General features: G+C 47.4%; 16 protein-coding genes and 2 pseudogenes. 8 read left to right on the top strand and 10 right to left on the bottom strand.

Annotation, left to right across the window (positions count from 1 at the left end; translation table 11 throughout):
* The first annotated feature begins 96 nt into the window (after positions 1-96).
* Positions 97-1,701, top strand: coding sequence for an FMN-binding glutamate synthase family protein (locus skT53_RS15240; protein ID WP_200758565.1), 1,605 nt, complete (start codon positions 97-99; stop codon positions 1,699-1,701).
* A 64-nt stretch (positions 1,702-1,765) separates the two neighbouring features.
* Positions 1,766-2,572: pseudogene (locus skT53_RS18605) on the top strand (LysR family transcriptional regulator).
* On the opposite strand, the gene skT53_RS15225 reads toward skT53_RS18605, so the two are convergent.
* From skT53_RS15225 to skT53_RS15210, 4 genes and pseudogenes are all read right to left on the bottom strand, one after another.
* The gene (locus skT53_RS15225; protein WP_200758559.1) at positions 2,536-2,859 is read right to left on the bottom strand and encodes an NAD(P)-binding domain-containing protein; all 324 of its coding nucleotides are present in this window, start codon (positions 2,857-2,859) and stop codon (positions 2,536-2,538) included. The pseudogene skT53_RS18605 and the gene skT53_RS15225 overlap by 37 nt on opposite strands.
* Before the next feature lie 38 nt (positions 2,860-2,897).
* A pseudogene (locus skT53_RS15220) lies at positions 2,898-3,146 on the bottom strand (alpha/beta fold hydrolase); the annotation flags it as partial.
* 21 nt (positions 3,147-3,167) lie between these two features.
* Entirely contained in the window at positions 3,168-3,806 is a 639-nt protein-coding gene (locus skT53_RS15215; protein ID WP_200758555.1) for an alpha/beta hydrolase, read from the bottom strand.
* Entirely contained in the window at positions 3,775-4,368 is a 594-nt protein-coding gene (locus skT53_RS15210) for an AbrB family transcriptional regulator (protein ID WP_226375457.1), read from the bottom strand. The genes skT53_RS15215 and skT53_RS15210 overlap by 32 nt, the downstream gene beginning before the upstream one ends.
* A gap of 137 nt (positions 4,369-4,505) precedes the next feature.
* Here skT53_RS15210 and skT53_RS15205 point away from each other — a divergent pair, with 137 nt between their 5' ends.
* On the top strand, positions 4,506-5,519 hold the full coding sequence (locus skT53_RS15205; protein WP_200758551.1) for an NAD(P)-dependent oxidoreductase: 1,014 nt from the start codon (positions 4,506-4,508) through the stop codon (positions 5,517-5,519).
* Positions 5,520-5,564: 45 nt separating this feature from the next.
* On the opposite strand, the gene phnC is transcribed toward skT53_RS15205, so the two are convergent.
* The 5 genes from phnC to skT53_RS15180 form a co-directional block, all read right to left on the bottom strand.
* Positions 5,565-6,359, bottom strand: coding sequence for a phosphonate ABC transporter ATP-binding protein (gene phnC, locus skT53_RS15200; protein WP_200758550.1), 795 nt, complete (start codon positions 6,357-6,359; stop codon positions 5,565-5,567).
* Positions 6,359-7,123, bottom strand: coding sequence for a phosphonate ABC transporter, permease protein PhnE (gene phnE, locus skT53_RS15195; protein ID WP_200758549.1), 765 nt, complete (start codon positions 7,121-7,123; stop codon positions 6,359-6,361). The genes phnC and phnE overlap by 1 nt, the downstream gene beginning before the upstream one ends.
* A gap of 29 nt (positions 7,124-7,152) precedes the next feature.
* Positions 7,153-8,088, bottom strand: a complete 936-nt coding sequence (phnD, locus tag skT53_RS15190) for a phosphate/phosphite/phosphonate ABC transporter substrate-binding protein (RefSeq protein ID WP_226375244.1) — start codon at positions 8,086-8,088, stop codon at positions 7,153-7,155.
* A 104-nt stretch (positions 8,089-8,192) separates the two neighbouring features.
* On the bottom strand, positions 8,193-9,077 hold the full coding sequence (locus skT53_RS15185) for a polysaccharide deacetylase family protein (protein ID WP_226375243.1): 885 nt from the start codon (positions 9,075-9,077) through the stop codon (positions 8,193-8,195).
* Positions 9,074-10,294 carry an MFS transporter gene (locus skT53_RS15180; protein WP_226375456.1) on the bottom strand — a complete coding sequence of 407 codons (1,221 nt, stop codon included), beginning with the start codon at positions 10,292-10,294 and terminating at the stop codon, positions 9,074-9,076. Before skT53_RS15180 ends, skT53_RS15185 begins: the two co-directional genes overlap by 4 nt.
* A 162-nt stretch (positions 10,295-10,456) precedes the next feature.
* Here skT53_RS15180 and aepX point away from each other — a divergent pair, with 162 nt between their 5' ends.
* Genes aepX through skT53_RS19260 form a run of 5 tightly spaced genes read left to right on the top strand, consistent with a single transcriptional unit; the run spans position 10,457 to position 14,651 of the window.
* Positions 10,457-11,356 carry a phosphoenolpyruvate mutase gene (aepX, locus tag skT53_RS15175; RefSeq protein ID WP_200758547.1) on the top strand — a complete coding sequence of 300 codons (900 nt, stop codon included), beginning with the start codon at positions 10,457-10,459 and terminating at the stop codon, positions 11,354-11,356.
* Complete coding sequence (gene aepY / locus skT53_RS15170; protein WP_200758539.1) at positions 11,353-12,516, top strand: phosphonopyruvate decarboxylase; 1,164 nt, start codon at positions 11,353-11,355, stop codon at positions 12,514-12,516. The genes aepX and aepY overlap by 4 nt, the downstream gene beginning before the upstream one ends.
* Positions 12,513-13,637 (top strand): 2-aminoethylphosphonate aminotransferase, encoded by a 1,125-nt coding sequence (locus tag skT53_RS15165; RefSeq protein WP_200758531.1) that lies wholly within the window; start codon positions 12,513-12,515, stop codon positions 13,635-13,637. Before aepY ends, skT53_RS15165 begins: the two co-directional genes overlap by 4 nt.
* 3 nt (positions 13,638-13,640) lie before the next feature.
* On the top strand, positions 13,641-14,387 hold the full coding sequence (locus skT53_RS15160; RefSeq protein WP_200758529.1) for a YheC/YheD family protein: 747 nt from the start codon (positions 13,641-13,643) through the stop codon (positions 14,385-14,387).
* A gap of 33 nt (positions 14,388-14,420) precedes the next feature.
* Positions 14,421-14,651, top strand: coding sequence for a YheC/YheD family protein (locus tag skT53_RS19260; RefSeq protein WP_404828884.1), 231 nt, complete (start codon positions 14,421-14,423; stop codon positions 14,649-14,651).
* Between the two features lie 34 nt (positions 14,652-14,685).
* On the opposite strand, the gene skT53_RS15155 is transcribed toward skT53_RS19260, so the two are convergent.
* Positions 14,686-15,291: a TetR/AcrR family transcriptional regulator gene (locus skT53_RS15155; protein WP_200758527.1), complete on the bottom strand. Its 606-nt coding sequence runs from the start codon at positions 15,289-15,291 to the stop codon at positions 14,686-14,688.
* Between the last annotated feature and the right edge of the window lie 19 nt (positions 15,292-15,310).

Raw genomic sequence — 15,310 nt, 5'->3', positions numbered from 1 at the left:
TATCCCCATATCACCATTTTTAGGTGGCATGGGGATTTATTGTTGGTTTACAATTAAACTGCATGCAAAATTTTCAGGAAAGAGGGGGTTCTTTACATGAACGCTGCAATCCTGATCATCCTGATGGTGGTATTTTTAGTCGGGCCCGCCTGTTTGTTGCTGTTTTTGTACATCGCTTCCCGAAAACCTCAGCATTCTATCATCCGCGCCCATCCGTATTTAGGATGGCTGCGTTATTTTCTGGAGAAATTGGGTCCTGAATTCAGGCAATATCTGTTCGACAGCGACAATGAAAGTCAGCCTTTTTCACGCAGCGATTTTCTCGGTGTTGTCTTTTCGGCAAAATATCGCAATGATTTGGTCAGTTTCGGTTCCAAACGCGATTTTGAAAAATCGGGCTATTTTCTTGCCAACGCCTTATTCCCCTTGCTTACAGAGGAATTGCGCGTTGACAATCAGGAAAAAATTCATGCCATGAAATACAAGATTGATAAAGAGGGTTTGTTTACACGACATGAACATATCGAGGCAGATGAAACAGTCCGCTGGCTGTATCCGGAGGAAGACGCCATCATCATCGGGCCGGAACGCAAACAGCCCTGGAAACTGCGCGGGATGTTTGGCGCTTCTGCAACCTCTTACGGAGCGGTAGGAGAACATTATATTCTGTCCACAGGCAATGGCGTGCAGAAGGCTGGCGGTTCCTGGATCAATACGGGGGAAGGCGGCGTTGCGCCGGAACATCTGCAAACAGGCGCTGACGTCGTAGCCCAGATTGGCCCCGGACTGTTTGGGTTTCGATACGAAAACGGACATTTCTCAATGGAAGAGTTTTTGCAAAAGGCGGCCGAACCTTCCATAAAAGCGTTTGAGCTGAAACTGGCACAAGGAGCCAAAATTCGCGGCGGTCATCTGGAAGGTTCAAAAGTTCTTCCAAAGGTAGCCGCCATTCGGAAAGTGCCGGTCGGTCAAACGATCAATTCCCCCAATCGTTTTTCTTTTCTAAAGAATACAGAGGAACTGCTGCACTTTGTCCATTTGTTGCAAGAAGCGGGCGGCAAGCCGATTGGCATTAAAATCGTGGTTGGTTCCTCCCACCAACTGGATACGTTGTTTCAGACCATGCTGCGGATGGGCATTTTCCCCGATTTTATAACGGTGGACGGCGGCGAAGGAGGGTCTGGGGCGACTTACAAATCGATGGCGGATTCGATGGGGCTTCCGCTGTACCCCGCATTGCTTACGTTCGTAGACGCGGCTTATAAATACGGCGTCCGTGATAAATTCAAAATCTTTGCCTCCGGAAAACTGATATCGGCAGATAAAGTAGCTGTCGCTTTGGCGATGGGAGCCGATGCTGTGAATTCCGCACGCGGTTTTATGGTGGCAAACGGCTGTATCATGGCGATGCAGTGCCATACTGGAAGGTGTCCGACAGGTATCACGACTACTCATCCGAAATATCAGGACGCGCTGGTTCCGGAAGAAAAACAGTGGCGTGTCATGAATTATATATTGAGCATGCGGCAAGGCCTATACGCACTGGCAGCCGCCTGCGGTATCGATACGCCTCGCAAATTCAGCCGGGAGCATATCGTATTTAAAGATGACCGGGGACGGACAATCCGGTTGAGCGAACTGTTTCCGCTCCCTAACGATAGCGGTGGGCACCTAGCCGATGGGAAGGGCATTGTAGGATAACCGAGAGGGGAAAACAGCATGGTGACCATACAGCAGTTACGATATTTTATTGCATTAATCAAACATAAGTTTCTCGAAAGCTGCAGAGGCATTGTTTGTTTCACAGCCCGCTTTGAGCAAACAAATTTCAATTTTGGAAAGAACCCTGCAGATTTCCCTTTTTGAACGAACTTCAAAAGGAATCAATCTTACAGAAAAGGGAAAACAGTTCTATGCGCGGATCGAGCCGTTAATCCAGGAAGTCGATATGGTTTTGGAGGAATTCGTGCTTCCAGAAGAGTTTCGGATTGGCGCTTTGCCAAGCATTTCATCCTATTATTTGCCGACAGTAATGAATCTGCTGGGTTCCATGAAATTAAAGACATTCGTCGAAAACACAAGCGATGAATTACTGGAGAAGGTGCAATCCGGCGAGCTTGACCTGGCAATTGTCCAGGACCGTCATCAATACGGAAACCTGAAGCATCTGTACTTGTTTGAAGAACCGTACGTAGTCGCGCTGCCGGACAATCATCCGCTCGTTGACAAAGAATGGCTGGAGATGAAGGATTTCCATGCGGAATAAATGATTCTCCCGCAATCTCCTTGTGATATCCGCGACCCATTGGAAGCGGGCTTTCAAAAACACGATGTGGCGCCACTCGTTTCTTTTGAAGCACCGCTTAATGAGTCGATTTTGAGCTATTCGGCAAACGGTATGGGGATTTCGTTTGTTCCGGAAATGGTGGTATCCCATGTTTCACTTAAAAACATCGTGTATAAAAAGATTAAAGGGAATCCGGTCACGCGAACCATTCATCTTTTCTCTCGTACGAAGGCTGTTTTTGACAGGTTCTATTCATCCATCCCGAACAAACGAAATGACACATAAAGAATGTATTTTTGAAAGCTCCCACCACAATCGTATCGGGCAGTGTTTTTTGCAATTCTTCGGCAGCCGATGTTCCCCAATCCGTTACCAAAATGGAAAATCACTTCCGAATCCAAAGCCTCCTCGTAGGTCACCGCTTGCACGTTTTTATAATTGTTTTCTTCGATTAATTTGGCCGCCCGTTCAACCGAACGAGACCCCCACCGGATTTCGGACATATAGGGCGACAGCACTTTGACAAGACCTTTTCCCATGCGACCTGTGCCCAGTACACTTACGTTTGCCATACGAACCACCTGCCATTTCATGTAGGATAAATGAATTTTTAAGGCAAATTCAGTTTTGCGATTTCAGCAAGAATCTCGTCTGGCGCTTCAAACGGAACAAAATGTCCCACACCAGGCAGAATGCGAAGCGAAACGTCTGGAAAATATTCCTGCACCCGATCTGACCAAGCGGCTAAAATGACCGGATCGGCCTCTCCCCATAAAATCCGGGTTGGCTGCTTGATGATCATACTGCCCGGATCCGCAGACCATTTCAATCCACGCATCCGCGAGGGATGCGACAGTAATAATGTCCAACGTAAACCCTCCTAATTTCCTTCGCCCTTTCGGGCACCTGCACGAGCTCTGTAGTAGTAAATGCTTTTTGCAAAAGCATCCGGTTTCGCATACATATCGATGATGACTTCCAGTTCTTCCTCCCGCAAAGCGTCCTTTCTGCCGGTCCAATGATTATAAAAATAGGTCAGATAGATTTTTACCGTAGCCCGATTATACCCGACAAGTTGTTCTGCGATTGGCAGATTATGGAAATTTTGATACCAGAACTCTTTTTGCGCGGAAGGAAGAAAACGTCTGTCGCCAATTCCCGGGTAGGGGGGATTCAGCAGGAGCAAGGATTGCACCCGATCCGGATACTCTCTCGCCATTACCTGTGCTACCGTTGACCCAATGTCATGTGCCACGATGATGACCGGCCCAATTTTAAGATGGTCAAGCAGTGCAATCAAATCCTTTGCAAGGACCTGTGGCGTATAAAACTCTGCCGGATCTCCGTTTGGTTTATCCGAGTTCCCGAATCCCCGAAAATCGGGAGCGATCACACGAAACGATTGGGATAATTCCGGAATGATGCGACGCCAATCATACGAAAAGCCCGGCCAACCATGCAAAAGAAGTACGGTTGCTCCGTTTCCTTCACCAACGCTTCCTTCGCAAACATAATGCAAGCGGACCCCGCCAAAACCAGGTCGTAAGAATCGGTGACACTACAAACATGATGATGAACAATTGCGACAGGTTAACCAATGCGGGAGGTACGTGCGGAGCTCCTCCGCCTAACCAGATGGATGCAATCGCTGTTGCCAGCAAGGGGCCGGAAATGTGAGAAGAAGGCAGATGGATTCGCCGTCCTGCCCAAGCCCCGAGGATAGCAATCACCAAATAGAGCGCCACATGAGTGATTGTCGGGAGTGCACTTGAAATCATGGAATACGTTTGGTCTGTAACGGCAGTATCATGCCTGATCCAGTGAACAGCCAGAAAAGGTGCCAGAAAAACGATTGTCAAGAGACGCATGGTCTGCATAAGCGTTACGGCTGTAACATCCACATTTTGAATTTCCTGACTTAACGACACCATCTGCACCAATCCGCCCGGGACATTTCCAAATACGCCGCTGGCAACATTCATCCCACATCGCACGGCAATCCAATACCCCATAGCCACGCTTACAATGACTGTGCCAGTCGTTGACAACATCATGGGGAAAAGTTGGTGCGTGACGGTCAGAATGTGATATTCATCCAGGAAATACCGTAATATTATAGAGGAATAACCAATCGTTATGTCCGCTTGGAAATGATTGTAATAAAATTTCCGGTTTGCTATGATGGTTCCATCATCAAGAAGGTTGAAAGGAGAAAAGCATGTATCGCCCGAAGGTTTTTATCTCGCAGTGGATGCCTCCAATCGGAGTGGACATGATTCGGCAATATTGTGACGTGGATTACTACAACGGAACCACTCCTCTTTCAAAGCAGGATTTTATTTCCCGCGCGAAAGAGGCGGATGCTCTGCTGATCTTTATGTGCGATACGATTGACGGTCAGATTGTTCAATCGATTCCCAATGTACGCGTAATCAGCAGCTTTGGAAAAGGGTATGACAACATCGATGTGACAGCATGCACCGCACAAAATATCCTTGTTACGATTAATCCCGACGCCTTGACCGATTCTACGGCGGATATCGCGATTGGTTTGATTCTTTCTCTGGCCCGCAATATCCTTCCCAGCGACAGTTCTATTCGCAGCGGTAAATTTAACGGATGGCATGCCACCAATTTTTTGGGACGGGATTTTCACCACAGCCGGTTGGGGATTATCGGATTTGGTGCCATAGGGCAAGCGATCGCCCGGCGGGCGAAAGGATTTGATACTGAAATCTGCTACTACGATGTGGTACGGCAAACTGCCGCTGAGCAAGAGTTGGGCGCTGTCTATAAGCCTTTGGAAGAATTGCTGAATCAAAGCGACTTTCTCGTGGTAGCTGTCAATTTACAACCGGACACGATCCATCTGCTAAGCCGTAACGAACTACAACAGGTAAAACCGGGAAGTTTTCTGATTAACATCTCGCGCGGTTCCATAGTGGATGAGCAAGCGGTTGCAGAAGCGCTCGATGATGGCAGGTTGCAGGGATATGCGGCAGATGTGTTTGAATTTGAAGATCGAATGGTGCCGCAGCGACCCTCGTACATTCCGTCCTCCCTACTGGAAATGCGGGAAAAAACGGTGTTTACCCCCCACATCGGCACCGGTACAATAGAAGCGCGCGAACGTTTGGCTGTTTCCAGCGCCAATCAGCTTCTGGCAGCGTTACACGGACAGATTCCATCCGGTGCAGTCAATCGGGTAAACCCGCCAAAGCTGCTGCCCTGAATTAAAAAACCACCATCCGAAAACCAATTCGAGTGGTGGTTCGTTTTATATACGGGACAACAGTTTGATCGCCTTGGTTGTCACAGCCGGATCCACCTTTCGATCCGGTTTATAGATCTGGGCCAACACCGTCTCACTCAACCCCTCCGGACTCCCGTCGTACACCACCTGACCATTGGCAATGCCTATGATTCGGTTGGCATACTGTACAGCAATTTCCACACTATGCAGGTTGAGTATCATGGTAATTCCTTCTTTTTCGTTGATGCTTTTCAAAAGTTCCATGACATCTACAGCCGTAACCGGATCCAAATTGGAAATCGGTTCATCCCCCAGAATCAGTTCCGGTTTCTGGGCCAACGCGCGAGCTATCGCTACACGCTGACGCTGACCGCCGCTTAGTTGATCGGCCCGCACTCGCTTAAACTCCACCATTCCGACGCGTAAAAGCGCTTCTTCCGCTATCTGCAGATCTTCGCGCGTGTACTGCTGCAATAGAACCCGCCACATCGGGGTCGTTCCGAAACGCCCTGCCAAAACATTTTGCAGCACGGAAAGCCGATCGATCAAATTAAAGTTTTGAAATATCATTCCTACCTGCCGCCGATAAGCTCGCAGAGCTTTTCCACGCTTCCCCAGAACCGGCTGATCATGCCACAAAATCTCCCCTGATGTCGGAAGAACCAATTGATTGATACAGCGTATCAAAGTGGATTTTCCCGCACCGCTTAAACCTAGTACGGCAATGAATTCCCCTTTTTCGACAGTCAGGTTAATACCATCCAGAGCCGGTCTGGGGCTTTTGGCATACTTTTTTTTCAAATCCTGGATTATTAACATCAGATCACCCTCGAACGAATAAGCGCGCCAAAATAGTCAACTGCCAAAACCAAAATCATAATCACCAAAACATCCACGGAAACGGCAGCATATTCCCGCAGGTTAAAGTCAATGAACAGCTTGTTTCCAATCCCACCGGCTCCTATGAAACCAAGGATGAGAGATGTGCGTACCCCGACTTCCAACCGGTAAAAATAATGCGAAAATATATTAGGAATAATCTGCGGGATAATTCCGTATAGAATCACCAACAGCCAGCCCGCTCCCGTGGATGCGACAGCTTCCTGCTGCCCTTGTTCGGCCGACTCGACCAACTCGGACAACAATTTGCCAAGCACCCCGACATTGTGTAAAAAAATGGCTACTACGCCGGCAAAAGGCCCCAATCCCAAAGTCGGCACAAATAACAATCCCCATACAATTTCGGGCACAGACCGTATAAAGCTTAAAATCGTTCGCATGACGTTGTATACCACAAGATTCGGCGCAGTATTCCAAGCTGCCAGAAACGCAAGCGGCAATGCGACAACGACTGCAAAGAACGTGCCCATGATAGCAATCTGAGCGGTTAACACTCCCAATCCAGCAGCTTCCTTGAGAGTTGACCAATCGGGCGGAAACCATTTATCCGCAATGAATTTGAATGTCAACCCGATGTCTTGCAAACGGCGAGGATCGCTTTCCGTCCCAATTGCACTCCATAATATGATTAACAATACAGCGATGAGTATAACCCATCGCTGTACTTTCCGTCGTAAGTCCATTGTAAATCCTCACTTTAACGGTTATTGCCTTATTGTTTCGGCTTAATGCGACCGTCCGCAATAGCAGCCTTGCGGATCGAATCATAATCTTTGTCGCTGGCTTTTACAAAACCATCTGCGGCAAACGATTTTAAGATATCCGGATCTTTCAGCGATATAAAAGCATCTTGCAATTTGGCAATCGTGTCATTGTCGGTTCCTTTGCGAATCACAAACGGATATTGGAACAAATCTTCCGATGTCCAGATAATCTTGTAGTCCTCTCTTTTCGCTTTGCCATCTCGAATCATCGAGTCAAAATAAGCACTGTCGATGGCACCCGCATCCACTTGCTTGCTGGCAACTGCGACAGCTGTTACATTATGGGCGCCGGTGAACGTCACTTTCTTGAATTTGCTGTCGTTTGGTCCCTTGTAGACGCCCAATTCCTTTAATTTCATGCTGGGAACCAAGGAACCGGAAGTGGAGTTGGGATCCCCGAAGGCGAACGAAATTTTTCCCGCATTCGCCACAAGATCATCAATACTGTTATATGGAGAATCTGCCGGCACAATAATTAACGAATGATAAAACGGTTTGCCGTCATAGGTTTTGGCCAAAATCGCCTGAGCGCCGCTTTCATTGTGCGCCATCACATAAGTAAGCGGCCCGAGGTACGCCAGGTCCAGCTTGCCGTAGTTGAGCGCTTCGACAACCCCGTTATAGTTCGGGTAGGTACTGGCTTTTACCGGTCGGCCCAATTTTCCCGTCAAATAGGTTTCCAGTTTTTTCAAGACATCGTCGCCAATTTTGGTTTCGGCCGGAATAATGCCAAACGTAAAGGTACTATTGTTGTTTTGCAGTGCAGCTTGTTTATTTTGGTCGGCCGGGGCGCCTGCATTATTGCCTCCGCCGCAAGCAGTCACTACCATAGCCAATAAGAAAGCAAAAATAAAACCAAGTGATAATTTTGCCTTTCTTTTCACGTTTCTAACCTCCGTTTAAAAGTTGATTATTCCACTATTAATTTCCCATAATTATAAGCATCATAACTATTTGTTGCAAGAGTCTAAAATACAAAGACCGGCGATTACATCGCCGGTCTGATGTTTAACATTTGCGGAACCGTTAGAAACGTATACCCCTGCCGCTTCAATGTGGCAATGATTTGAGGCAATGCATCGATCGTATTCTGCCGGTTGTCATTTTTGCCACCCGCGCTATGCTGTAGAATAATACCGCCAGGACGCAGTTCCTGGTGGATATAGGCGAGCATCTGCGCCGGCGGTGTGCCTGCCCAATCTCTTGTATCGACCGACCAGTCGATGATTTTATATCCCATACCGCCAATTTCATTGACTATTGCTGGATTCGTCAAACCGTAAGGCGGACGGAAAATAGACGGTCGATACCCCACTATCTGCTGTAAAACCGTTTCCGCTTGATTCACTTCACCTCGCACCTGATCAGGTGTCAGTTTGATCAGTTTTGGATGATCCCATGAGTGATTTCCAATCGCATGTCCTTCCCGTACAATCCGCCTGACCATTTCAGGGTGTGCGCTGGCCCGATTGCCGATCAGGAAAAATGTCGCAGGAACCCGATTTTGCTTTAGAATATCAAGAACTTGAGCGGTCGTATGCACATCTGGACCATCATCAAATGTGAGCGCCACATGTTTGCCAGGACCTGTTCCCGAATGGAAAAGAATACCCGGAATGGTTACTGATAATCTGCGATCTACTGTCCGATTCTCCGCTTCTGAACCACCTGCCAGATCGGGCGTGACTGCCGCCTGGTGGCGTATTTGCTGATTGCCATTTTTTGGGGTGGGCGCAGATGTTGTAGCACACCCCAATAACAATACGCTGACAACAGCAATCGAAATGTACGTACGTGATTTATGCAGAAAAACTCCCCCTTCACAACAATTCATGCCTATTGTTTGTAAAGGGGGAATTTTCATGCAGATCATTTCGCTTGATACCAACCCACAGCCAAAATCGCCATGATTCCCGTGGTTCCCCAAATGATCATAGACACCCCCGCCAAACGCTCAGCCGCGTACCCTAAAAATGGACCGAGTGCCGCTCCGGTATCCATAACGACCGTGTAAAAGGTCATGATCGCGATTTTAGAAGAACCCTCCGCAAGATCTGAGACGAACGCGTCCATTACGGTCACCAGCATACTGGCAACCAAAAGTATGGACAATACAACCATCAACCACATAAGAATCGGCATCGTAACCGGTACCAACCCCAGAAACACAGATGACAAACCGAGCAACATTACCAAAATCCGTTTCCGTCCCACCCTCCCGTCCGTAACTTTTCCGATCCACGGTGAAAGCCATGGTCCCAAACACCATCGAACCGCTTGCAGGCTCCCCGCCACTGTAGCAGCCCCCAGTGCCATTCCCGCAATTACGAGATTCGGATAATACACTTCTATGATGTGGCTCAAAGTGGCTGTAACCATTCCATCCAGCGACATGCCGACCAGAAACACGGTCACAAAAATCCCTAACAGACCTCTATTCATCAGGGGCCTGTCGATCTCTCCAATAACAGCGGCAGTTTCGGGAGATTCCGATTCGTTAAAGTGGGACAGGTATCGAAACACGCAAGGCACTGCCAAAAAAGCAAGTATCCCAAAAACGGTTGCCACCAAACGAATTCCGTAAATGTCTGCAAGCACACCCCCGGCCAGCATGCCAATCAGACTCCCTATCCGGTACATCCCGTTATAGGTTCCCATCCGTTCTCCCCGATTTCGGTCGGTCGACAGCTTCAAAATTGACAAATAGGCTCCCAATTTGAAAAACGACCACGCCAGCCCCCACATGGATCGCAAAACGATCCATAACCAAACCCCTTTGGCATATCCGTATAACGTGGTTGTGATTCCCGCCAGCACAACCGCAAACAAAATTCCATTTTTAAGACGGATCCTTTTATAAAGAAATCCAATCAGCGGATTTAAAGGCAGCCGCACAAACCGGTTGATGGATAAAAGCACCCCTACTTCCAACAATGACGTCAGCCCTGCCTCCTTCCAATGCGTGGGCAACACCACATACAACATAGAATCCCCCAGCAAACAAACAGCGGTTATCAAGGCAAGGGCTACCACAGATTTTTTGTTTTTGTCTCCCCTTATCCCACTTGGCCTAAGAAAAATCGGCTCCATCTCCTCTCTGTTACAGCCAGAACGCCCCATTTGACTTATGTTATGCACGATTTTAACCTTTTTTTTCTTTAATCAACATACGCCTTTCCAACCATGGGAGAAATTCATATATGTAAAAAAAGGGATATAGAGCCAAGTTAAGTTACAGAAGGGATGCATGCAATGAAAAAAACAGCTCAATTGAAGCGGTTGATCCATTCGCAAGACCTTGAGTTTTTAATGGAGGCCCATAACGGTTTGTCGGCAAAAATTGTGGAAGAGGCCGGATTTAAAGGGATTTGGGCCAGCGGATTGTCAATATCGGCGTCAATGGGTGTAAGGGACAACAATGAAGCTTCGTGGACGCAGGTGCTGGATGTATTGGAGTTTATGAGCGATGCGACGACGATTCCCATTTTGTTGGATGGAGACACCGGATATGGAAACTTCAATAATGCGCGACGATTGGTGAAAAAATTGGAGCAGCGCCAAATCGCAGGGGTATGTATTGAAGATAAGCTCTTTCCGAAAATAAACTCTTTTATTAATGGCGAAGCCCAACCCCTTGCCGATATCGATGAGTTTTGCGGCAAGATTAAAGCGATGAAGGACTCCCAAATTGATGAAGATTTTATAGTTGCAGCAAGAGTCGAGGCCTTTATTGCGGGCTATGGCCTGGAAGAGGCAGTGAAGCGTGCAGAAGCTTACCGGCAGGCAGGTGCGGACGCCATCCTGATCCACAGCAAAAGGTCGGACATCACGGAAATTGAATCATTTATGAAAGAATGGAACGGAAGACATCCCGTGATCATTGTGCCTACCAAATATTATTCCACTCCGACAGGCCGATTTCAAGAAATGGGGGTCGCTGTTGTAATCTGGGCCAATCATAATTTGCGGGCATCCATTGACGCCATGCAAAAGATATCTCAAAAAATATTTCGAGATGAAAGTTTGGTAGATGTAGAAGGCCGCGTTGCAACCGTGGAAGAGATTTTTCGGCTGCAGCAGGCGGAGGAGCTTCAAGCGGCAGAACGGAAGTATCTCCCTTACACGAAAAGGATGCAAGGTGATCGCCTATGATCCATACAAAAAGATTCGGAGAAGCATTGCAAAAATTAGGGTTTACGTTTTATACCGGGGTACCGTGCTCATTTCTGAAAAACCTGATTAATTACGCCATCAATGAATGCGAATATATTGGGGCGACTAACGAGGGGGATGCGATGGCGATTGCGTCTGGAGCCTTTTTGGGAGGAAAAAGACCGGTTGTTCTGATGCAAAATTCGGGTCTGACGAATGCGGTTTCACCTTTGGTGTCGCTCAACTATCCGTTTCGGATTCCGTTACTCGGATTTGTCAGTCTGCGCGGCGAACCGGGTGTGCCTGACGAACCGCAGCATGAATTAATGGGGCAAATTACAACGCAGATGTTGGAACTGATGCAGGTGCAGTGGCAGTTTCTGTCTTCCGATTTGGCGGAAGCGAAGCAGCAACTGGTACACGCCGCACATGTGATAGAGCAGAATCTCCCTTTTTTCTTTGTGGTGAAAAAAGGAACATTTGAACAAGAGATATTGCAAAAACAGGAACAATTCCTGACACCGAATCAAGTTAAACAAGTTAAAAACAAGGCGGACCAATTGCCTTCCCGCTATGAAGCACTGTCTGTGATTAATGCCATGAAAGACAGTACAACTGTCCAGCTTGCCACAACTGGAAAAACCGGGCGGGAATTGTATGAAATCGAAGATGATAAAAGCAATTTTTATATGGTGGGTTCCATGGGGTGTGTAAGTTCCCTTGGACTGGGTCTGGCACTGACCCAACAAAACACCGATATCGTCGTTATTGATGGAGACGCTTCCCTGCTTATGCGCATGGGGTGTTTAGCTATAAACGGATACTATCACCCCCCCAATATGCTTCATATTTTGCTTGACAATAACGCCCACGATTCGACAGGCGGACAAAAAACGGTTTCGCACAATATCGATTTTGTGGAGATTGCCGCTTCCTGCGGCTACATGAAATCCATTTACGTTCACAGCTTGGAAGAGCTGGAAACCTCCATCAAGGAGTGGAAAACAACAAAAGGGTTGACCTTCCTCCATATGAAGATTGCCACAGGTTCCCGTGAGTCGCTCGGTCGTCCTGGCATAAAACCACATGCGGTGAAAGAACGGCTGCAGATGTTTTTGCACAGTAAGTCCCCCAGGTTAAGAGGGGTGGACCAAACATGAAGAAGATAAAAAGAAACATTTTGCTCAATCCTGGTCCTGCCACAACGACGGATACCGTAAAATACGCCCAGGTGGTTCCGGATATTTGTCCGCGCGAAACGGAATTTGGCATTCTGATGGAATACGTATCGACGGAGTTGACCCGGTTTGTTGCAGATCCGGAGCATTATAGCGCCATTTTGTTGGGCGGTTCGGGAACGGCGGCCGTTGAATCGATTTTAAGTTCTGTGGTCGATGAGGATGTCGTGGTCATTATTAATAATGGCGCGTATGGAAAACGGATGTGTGAAATTGCGGCCGCATACGGTTCGAATTTCCTTGAATTTCGCAGCCGACCTGATGAAGCGATCGATTTGGCCGCTTTAGAAAAATTGATCCAAAATACCAACCGAAATGTATCCCATCTCGCCGTAGTTCACCACGAGACCACTACCGGTCTATTAAACGATATCGAGTCGATTGGAGCACTGTGCAAAAAACATCACGTAGATCTGATCGTGGACGCGATCAGCTCATATGGGGCCATACCTATTCAAATGGAGAAAATGAACGTCAGTTACATGGCTGCAAGCTCGAACAAAAATCTTCAAGGCATGCCCGGGGTTTCGTTTGTCATCGCGGACAAAAGCAAATTGGAAAACGTACGCCACAACAAACCGAGAAATTATTACCTGGATCTGTACACCCAATACAAGTATTTTTCAGAAAACCGCCAAATGCGCTTCACACCGCCGGTACAAACCCTGTACGCCCTGAAACAGGCCATCGAAGAATTAAAACAGGAAGGTATAGAAGCAAGATACGCAAGGTATGCAAAGTCATGGAAAACCTTAACCAACGGTATCGCTCGCTTTGGATTGCAACATATAGTTTTGGAAAAGCACCATTCCAAACTCGTTACTTCTGTTATCGAACCGGATTGCGCCGGTTATGATTTTCAGAAAATGCATGATTATTTTTACCACAGAGGTTTTACGATTTATCCGGGCAAGCTTGAGAAATTAAATACGTTTCGGATCGCCAATATCGGAGATATAACTTACAAAGATATCGAAGCTTTTTTGGAGTTGCTGGAACAATATTTGAGAGGCATCGGGTATCCATTGCGAAAGGGCGGCTGACTGATGAGAAAATCGGCCAGAAGAAATAAATGGCTCAAATACAAGTTCATGCGCAGTTTCGAAGAATTAGCTCCTTACCTTCCGGAAACCGAATTGATGACGAAAAGCTCTTTCTGGCATTTTATGGACAAATATGGGCGGGCAGTCGTGAAACCGACACGCGGCAGGCGGGGGCGCAACGTAATTCTGGTATCAGATCCGGGAAACGGTAAATACAAGTTACACGTCGAGAAAAGAAAAATAAAACTGCGTGGCAAGCGTCGAACGTATCGCTATTTAAGAAAAAGAATGGGGATCCGCAGCTATATTGTCCAACGTTGGATTTCCCGTGCGAAAGTTGGGCGCCGTCCTTTTGACATGCGGGTGATTGTTCAGCGGAAAAGAAACTCTAATTTATGGAAGGTCACTGCAAAAGTGGCCAAAGTAGCCGGTAAAGGTTACATCGTCTCAAACATTGGAAGGAGTAAAGGAACGCTGCTGCGAGTGAAAACTGCCCTTAAACGCTCCTCTTTAAAAGATTTTTCCAAACGAACCTTGCAATCGAACGTTAATAAGGTAGCGATACTGTCCGCCGAGATACTCAGCAAATTATTCCCGCGCCATCGTATCTACGGATTGGATATGGCGCTTGATCGAAAGGGCCGTGTCTGGATCATTGAAGCGAATCTTTATCCATCGATGTCCCATTTCCTCAAGCTGAAGAGCAAAAAGATGTATCGTCGAATTTTGGCTTACAAAAGGAGTCGTTAATGCCGAAAGGTGGCACTCATAGGCAGAACAAAAATGAAAAAACACAAATGCTTAATAGGATCGAAACAATTAGCCCCACATGTGCCGGAAACACGCTGGATGACGCGAAGCAACGTTTGGGCACTTATCGAGAAATCTGGCCAGGTGATCCTCAAACCTCTCGGTGGCAGCCGTGGGGTTGGCGTAATTCAGGTATCCTCGATTGGAAACGATGATAAGGATAGGCAACGGCCCCGAAAAAGTACGGGGCTGTCTCAAAAGTAGTAATATCCTTGAGGGACAGCTCCCTCTTTTTTTCCTACCAAATGGTTTCACATTGCAGCAGTGTCTGAACGTATTTCTTCAAATGATCCACCGCATCCCGCATGTATTGCGGGTCTACGTATAACCGGCTCAGCATCAAAGCCCCTTCTAACATCGACACAAAAACGGTCGCAACAGCTTGCCCATTTACTTCTGGACGGATTTCCCTTCTTTGGATTCCTTTTTTTACGGTAGACTCGATCAGCGACCGCAAACCATCCATGGCGTCCCGCGCCTCCTTACACAAAGCAGGGTGCGCATCGTCAGATTCGATGGCCACATTCATGATGGGACAGCCGCCCGGTATAGGACGATCTTCGGCCAAATCCTGAAAAACGGTTATCACCGCCAGCAAGCGATCTGCCGCTGTTTCTTTTTCTTTTATCGTATTTCGGATATGTTTGCGAATCTGATCGACAGCAAACTGAAACGTTTGCCGGACCAATTCTTCTTTGCTCTCAAAGTGGTTGTAGATGCCCCCTTTTTTCAATCCGGTTTTTTTCATCACATCAAAAATGGAAGATGCCAAGTACCCTTGTTGGTTAAACAAACTCACCGATTCCGCAAGGATCATTTGTTTGGTTCGTTCGCCTTTTCGCATTGTTATCCTCGGGCGTACC

It is taken from the genome of Effusibacillus dendaii (genome assembly GCF_015097055.1).
GTDB lineage: Bacteria > Bacillota > Bacilli > Tumebacillales > Effusibacillaceae > Effusibacillus > Effusibacillus dendaii.
The sequence above is the reverse complement of the archived record's forward strand: the minus strand, read 5'-3'. Positions and strand labels throughout refer to the sequence as shown.